Below are 5,774 nucleotides of genomic sequence, written 5' to 3' on the forward strand. Positions count from 1 at the left end.
GGCGCCACCCGTCCCGGCCGAATGCGTTTTCCGGTCCGGCGAGCGGGTACTGGCCCTGACATGGAGATCGGCTACAAGCTCGCGAGCGAGGCTTTCGGTCCGCAGGAGCTCATCCGGCAGGCGGTGCGCGCCGAGGAGGCGGGGTTCGACTTCGTCGAGATGAGCGATCACTTCCACCCCTGGCTCGACGTGCAGGGGCACAGCCCCTTCACATGGACGGTGTTGGGTGCGATCGCGGCGCGGACGGACCGGATCGGGTTGGTCACGGGCGTCACGTGCCCGACGGTCCGCTACCACCCGGCGATCATCGCCCAGGCCGCGGCGACGCTGGCCCTGGTGGCCGAGGGCCGGTTCACGCTCGGCGTCGGGGCGGGGGAGCGGCTCAACGAGCACGTCGTCGGCCGCGGCTTCCCGGCGGTGCGGGAGCGCCACGAGATGCTGCGCGAGGCGCTGGAGATCATCCGGTTGCTGTGGCGCGGCGGCTACCGCTCGTACGAGGGGAAGCACCTCCAGCTCGAGGACGCGCAGGTGTTCGACCTCCCCGAGCGGCTGCCGGAGATCGCGGTGGCCGTGAGCGGGCCGGGATCGGTGCGGATCGCCGCCGAGCTCGGCGACGGGCTCTTCGCCACCGAGCCGAAGCCCGGCCTGGTGACGGGGTACCGCGACGCGGGCGGCCGGGGCCCCGGCTACGCCGAGGCGCCGCTGTCGTGGGCGCCGGACGAGAAGTCCGCCGCCGAGGCCGCCCTGTCCACCAACCGCTGGGCCGTCACTGGCTGGAAGGTGATGAGCGAGCTGCCCAACCCGGCCAACTTCGAGGCCGCCACCACCACCGTCCGACCCGAGGACATGGCCGCGCAGTTCGCGTGCGGCCCCGACCCGGACCGGCACGTCGAGGTCGTCCAGCAGTTCGTCGACGCCGGGTTCGACCGCATCGTGCTGATGAACGTGGGCCCGGACCCCGACGGGTTCCTCGACTTCTTCCGCGACGAGCTGGCCCGCCGGGTCAGGGCGCTCGGCCCGACGACGACGAGCGCCGCGTGACCCTCACCGACTCCCGCGAGCTGACGATCCTCGACCCCCGCACCGGCGAGCTGGTGGGCCGGGTCACCGGCGCCTCCGCGGAGCGCTGCGACGCCGCCGTGTCCGCCGCCCGCGCGGCGGCACGCGGCTGGGGCGCCACCCCAGCTGCCGATCGCGGCGGGGCCCTCCACGCCGCCGCCGGCGCAGTCCGGGACGCAGCGGCCGAGCTGGCCGCGCTCACCGAGCGGGAGACGGGCAAGCCGTTCGCCGATGCCCGCGGCGGCGTCGAGGCCGCCGTCGGCACGCTGGTCCAGTACGCCGAGCTGGGGCCGGTCCACCGCGGCCGGAGCCTGCAGGGCAGCTGGGCCGCCACCGACCTGATGGTGCCCGAGCCGCGCGGTGTGGCGGTCGTGCTCACCCCGTGGAACGACCCGGTCGCCGTCGCGGCCGGTCTGATCGGCGCCGCGCTGGCCGTCGGCAACACCGTGGTGCACAAGCCCAGCGAGCGCTGCCCCCACACGGGACGGCGCTTCGCCGAGATCGTCGCGCGGCACCTGCCGGACGGTGTGCTGGAGATCGTCGACGGAGACGGTGCCGTCGGTGCGGAGCTCGCCGCGGCGCCGGTGGACGTCCTCGCGCACGTGGGCAGCACGGCCACCGGCCGTCAGATCGCGGCGGCGGGTGCGCGCACCGGTGCCCGCGTGCTGCTGGAGAACGGCGGCAACGACCCGCTGCTCGTCGACGCGGGCGTGGACGCGGGCTGGGCCGCCGCCCAGGCGGCGCTGGGTGCGTTCGCCAACGCCGGGCAGATCTGCGTGTCCGTCGAGCGGATCTACGTGCACGCCGCCGTCGCCGGGGAGTTCCTGGACGCGCTGGTCCGCGAAGCGCGGCAGTGGGAGCGCCGGATCGGCCCGCTCGTCGACACCACGCACCGCGTGCACGTCCACGGTCACGTCGCGGGCGCACTGGCGGGCGGGGCCCGCGCCCTGACCGGCGGCGCGATCCCCGACGGGTCCGGTGCGTACTACCCGCCCACCGTCCTCGTCGACTGCGACCCGGACATGGACGTGCTGCGTGAGGAGACCTTCGGCCCCGTCGCGCCCGTCCGTGTGGTGCGCGACTTCGCCACGGCGCTTGAGGAGGCGTCCGACGACGGCTACGGCCTGGCGGCGTCGGTGCTCACGGCGGACATGGCGCACGCCCAGACGGCGTGGCGGCAGCTCCCCGTCGGCACCGTGAAGGTCAACGACGTGTTCGGAGGGGCGCCCGGTGGGTCGGCGCAGCCGCGGCGGGCGAGCGGCCAGGGGTTCGGCTACGGCCCCGAGCTGCTCGACGAGATGACCACGACCAAGGTGGTGCACATCGCGGCGGCCCCGGCGTTCGGTCAGCAGCGCGCGGGCAGGTAGGCCGTGAGCATTGAGGACAACCACATGAACGACCCCCCGGCACCGGGAGGGACCCCGCAGTCTGGGAAAGGAGTACCGCGCGCAGTCCGTGACGTGTCGACCACGTTGTTCGACGGAGACAAGATCGGGCTGCTGCTACGACACCGCGGCCTCCGCCCCCGTGCCCGCCACCGTTGGTGAAGTCCGTGGGTGGTCCGGTCACGGACGCCGGCGCCGACGCCGGCGCACCGAGCGGGTCAGCAACAGCACGAGGACGACGCCTGCCGCAGCCACGATCGTGGGCTGCTCCTGCACCGCCGACCGCAGGGCGCGCGCCTTCTCGTCGACCACGTCCCGCGCCTTGGCGACCTGCTCCTGCAGGCGCTGTACGGTCTGGTCCTTCGTGGCTCGGGCCCGGGCCGGGATGTCGGCGCGGTGCGCGAGCTCCTCGACGGTGTCGCCGAGCTGCGCCCGCAGCTCCCCGAGGTCGTCACGCAGCTCCTCGGGCGTGCGGGCGGTCTCCTCGGCCCGGTGCGCGCCGGTCACCGCCGCACCGCCCCCTTCACCGTCGCCACGTCGTGCTGGACGTTCTCCACGGCCTGCCGGGGAACCGGAGGCACGGCCTTCTTGATGCTGCTGCGCCCGGCGAGCGCCAAGATGCCGGCGACGACCAGGAGGACCACGCCGACGATCACCGCGGCCAGCCAGACGGGCACGACGAGCGCCAGCGCCGCGATCGCGGCCGCCACGAGAGCGCCGGCGCCCAACAGCGCGACGACCGCGCCGGCTCCGGCCAGGCCGGCCCCGACGCCGGCGCGCTTCGCCTTCGTCGCGAGCTCGGTGCGGGCCAGCTCCAGCTCCCCGCGGACGAGGTCGGAGAGCTGCGTCGACAGGCGCGTCAGCAGCTCGCCCGTCGTCTCGGTCTCGAGAGAGTCCGACACCGGCTCGGGGCGTCGTGTCGATGAGTTCATGGCCCCGGACTACCCGCATCGGCGGGGATCACACGGGGCGTCCGTCCGGACGGGGAGTCTCAGCCGGGCCGCCGCCGAGGAACCGCTTGATCCACCGCGGCACGCCTCGTCGCGCTGCTCAGGGCCACCCCTACCCGCCGGCCTGGCCGGAGCTCGGGGTGAGGTCGGCGAGCGCGTCGGCGACGGTCACGACGCAGGTGGCGCGGACCTGGGCCGGCTCGATCTCGGGGTCGCGGCGCCGGTGCACCTCGGCCGCCGATCCGGCGATCGCCTCGGCCGGCCCCTCCGGTGTGCCGAACCGGTCGGCGGTTGCGTCGACGGCGGCGGCGAGCTGGTCCAGCAGGTCGGCGAGCCCGGGATCCGCGTCCTGGTCCGCGAGATCCGCGATGTCCCCGAGGAGCACGGCGATCTGGGCCGTCCGCTCGCTCAACCGGGCCACCCGTTCCACCGCCTCGGGCACGGCAAGCCGCACGTCGGACGGCCGGATGGAGCGGCGCCGCGGGTTCCAGCGCACGCTCTCGCGACCGAACCAGACGGCGTCGTCCGCCCGCCGCACCGCCGCGCGCACCGCGCGGGCGTGGGCGACCCAGCCCGCGGCGTCACCGGCGCCCCAGCCCTCGCGGACCCCCTCCGCCATCGTCCGCAGCCGCAGCGCGATGTCGCCGGCGAGGGACTGCACGGCGTCGTGCGCGTCCCGCAGGTGCAGCGGCGGGAGGAGCAGCGTGTTGACGGTGGCGCCGATGGCCGATCCCACCACACTGAGCACCACCCAGGAGACGAGCAGCGCCGGATGCCCGGCGACGCCGTTCACGATCAGCAGCAGTCCGGTGATCGCGATCCACTCGCGGTCCCCGCCGAAGCGCCGCCAGCGCCCGAGCAGCAGCCCCACGACCACGACCGCCGCGAGGGCGCCCGGGGTGGACGGGACCAGCAGGCCCACCCCGTAGGCCAGCACGACCCCGACGACGAGCATCGCGGCCTGCCGGGCTGCCCCGGACCAGGACCGGCGCACCGTCGTGGTCACGGCCAGCACGGCCGCGTAGGGCGCGAGGAACGGCTGGGCCCCGCCGATCGCGCCCGCGGCGAGCAGAGCGAGCACGGCGGCCAGCGCTGCCTTCAGCGCCTGGACCACAGCCTCCTGCTCGCGGCTGTGCCGGCCCACCAGGTTCCTGAGTCGATCCATGATGACGGGGTGCCACGTCACCGGAGGCCCCAACCGTCCGGGACCCGCCGGGCTCAGACCGGAGCCGATCGTCCAGCCGGGTCGCTGCCGCGGCGCGATACCTCGTGCGGTGACGGTCCTCGTCCCAGGCGAGGAGGACACGCCAGCCTCAGAGGACCGGAGCGCCGGCTCAGCATGCCCGCGACGCCTGGTGCTACGCGTGTCGTGCTGAACCAGCTCGCCGAGCTGATGCCCGCCTGCTCCGCGCCGGCTGCGGGGGCTCAGTGATTGCGCAGCGCCTTCACCAGCTCGCCCTTGGACATGCTGGCCCGCCCGGGGATCCCGACCTTCTTGGCCCGCTGGTAGAGCTCGTCCTTGGTCATGTCGTCGTAGCTGGGGGACTTCCCGCCGCGCCGGGAGACCTTCTCGTGGCCCTCGGCGGCGGAGGCGTTGGCGATGCGGGCGGCCTTCTCTTCGGATGCACCCTGCTCGCGGACCTTCCGGTAGGTCTTCTCGTCCTTGACGCTCGGGTTCGGCACGGATCCTCCTCGGTCGGTTCCGGGCATGTTGTTGGTCACCAGCACGTGGTGGCCGACATCTGTGCATGAGATCCCCGCAGCAGAGCTGATCCAAACAGCTCGTCGCCGGTGCGCCGGTGGGAGTCGGGCCGCTACCAGCCGCCCGCTGCGAGGGCCGTGCCGGCCGCTTCGGCCGGTGACAGCGCGGCGGGTCCGCCGCTGGTCACTCCAGTCGTGTCAGGACGAGGACGGCGATGTCGTCGTGGGCGTGGTCACGGCCGACGAGTTCGGCCATGACCGCGGCCGCTACCTGCTCGGCGGGGTCGGCGTGCAGCGCGCGGCGGAGCCGTTCGAGACCGGTGTCGATGTCGGCGTCGCGGCGTTCGACGAGCCCGTCGGTGTAGAAGCAGATGGCGCCACCGGCGACGAGGTCGACCTCGGTGACGTGCCGGGGGCGCGTCGTGTCGACGCCCAGGGTCAGGTCGTGGGGCAGGTCGAGCAACACCGCGTCGCGACCGGGCCGGGCCAGCGCCGGGGGTAGATGCCCGGCGGTCGATACCAGCAAGCGCTGGTGGCGGGGGTCGAGGACGGCGCACAGCGCGGTCGCGAGCGTGGTGGGTTCGAAGTAGCGCAGGTGCTGGTCGACTCGGGCCAGCAGCCCGGCCGGGTTCTCGACATCGAGGGCGTGCGCGCGGAACACCGTGCGCAGCCTGCCCAT

The 5,774-nt window shown here is 74.4% G+C and carries 7 protein-coding genes; 2 read left to right on the forward strand and 5 right to left on the reverse strand.

Annotated features, from left to right (window positions below; all coding sequences use genetic code 11):
- Positions 1-60 precede the first annotated feature (60 nt).
- Positions 61-1,041, forward strand: a complete 981-nt coding sequence (locus tag JWR81_RS01090; RefSeq protein WP_297645572.1) for a TIGR03557 family F420-dependent LLM class oxidoreductase — start codon at positions 61-63, stop codon at positions 1,039-1,041.
- A complete protein-coding gene (locus JWR81_RS01095) occupies positions 1,038-2,426 on the forward strand; it encodes an aldehyde dehydrogenase family protein (protein WP_297645575.1) in 1,389 nt (462 codons plus the stop codon). The genes JWR81_RS01090 and JWR81_RS01095 overlap by 4 nt, the downstream gene beginning before the upstream one ends.
- Before the next feature lie 198 nt (positions 2,427-2,624).
- Here JWR81_RS01095 and JWR81_RS01100 read toward each other — a convergent pair whose 3' ends face one another.
- From JWR81_RS01100 to JWR81_RS01120, 5 genes are all read right to left on the reverse strand, one after another.
- Positions 2,625-2,951, reverse strand: a complete 327-nt coding sequence (locus tag JWR81_RS01100) for a DUF3618 domain-containing protein (protein ID WP_297645578.1) — start codon at positions 2,949-2,951, stop codon at positions 2,625-2,627.
- Positions 2,948-3,346, reverse strand: coding sequence for a phage holin family protein (locus tag JWR81_RS01105; protein ID WP_297645580.1), 399 nt, complete (start codon positions 3,344-3,346; stop codon positions 2,948-2,950). The genes JWR81_RS01100 and JWR81_RS01105 overlap by 4 nt, the downstream gene beginning before the upstream one ends.
- A 160-nt stretch (positions 3,347-3,506) precedes the next feature.
- Positions 3,507-4,559 carry an FUSC family protein gene (locus JWR81_RS01110; RefSeq protein WP_297645583.1) on the reverse strand — a complete coding sequence of 351 codons (1,053 nt, stop codon included), beginning with the start codon at positions 4,557-4,559 and terminating at the stop codon, positions 3,507-3,509.
- A gap of 260 nt (positions 4,560-4,819) precedes the next feature.
- Positions 4,820-5,077: a Rho termination factor gene (locus JWR81_RS01115; protein ID WP_297645585.1), complete on the reverse strand. Its 258-nt coding sequence runs from the start codon at positions 5,075-5,077 to the stop codon at positions 4,820-4,822.
- 202 nt (positions 5,078-5,279) lie between these two features.
- Positions 5,280-5,774 (reverse strand): PP2C family protein-serine/threonine phosphatase (locus JWR81_RS01120; protein ID WP_297645588.1); only part of this gene is annotated, 495 nt, incomplete at its 5' end.

The sequence above is a fragment of the Pseudonocardia sp. genome, assembly GCF_025965585.1.
Classification (GTDB): Bacteria; Actinomycetota; Actinomycetes; order Mycobacteriales; family Pseudonocardiaceae; genus Pseudonocardia.

Bases quoted from the DNA above. Each gene is read 5' to 3' on its own strand.
- JWR81_RS01090 (WP_297645572.1), top strand. From the start codon at position 61: ATGGAGATCGGCTACAAGCTCGCGAGCGAGGCTTTCGGTCCGCAGGAG.
- JWR81_RS01110 (WP_297645583.1), bottom strand. From the start codon at position 4,559: ATGGATCGACTCAGGAACCTGGTGGGCCGGCACAGCCGCGAGCAGGAG.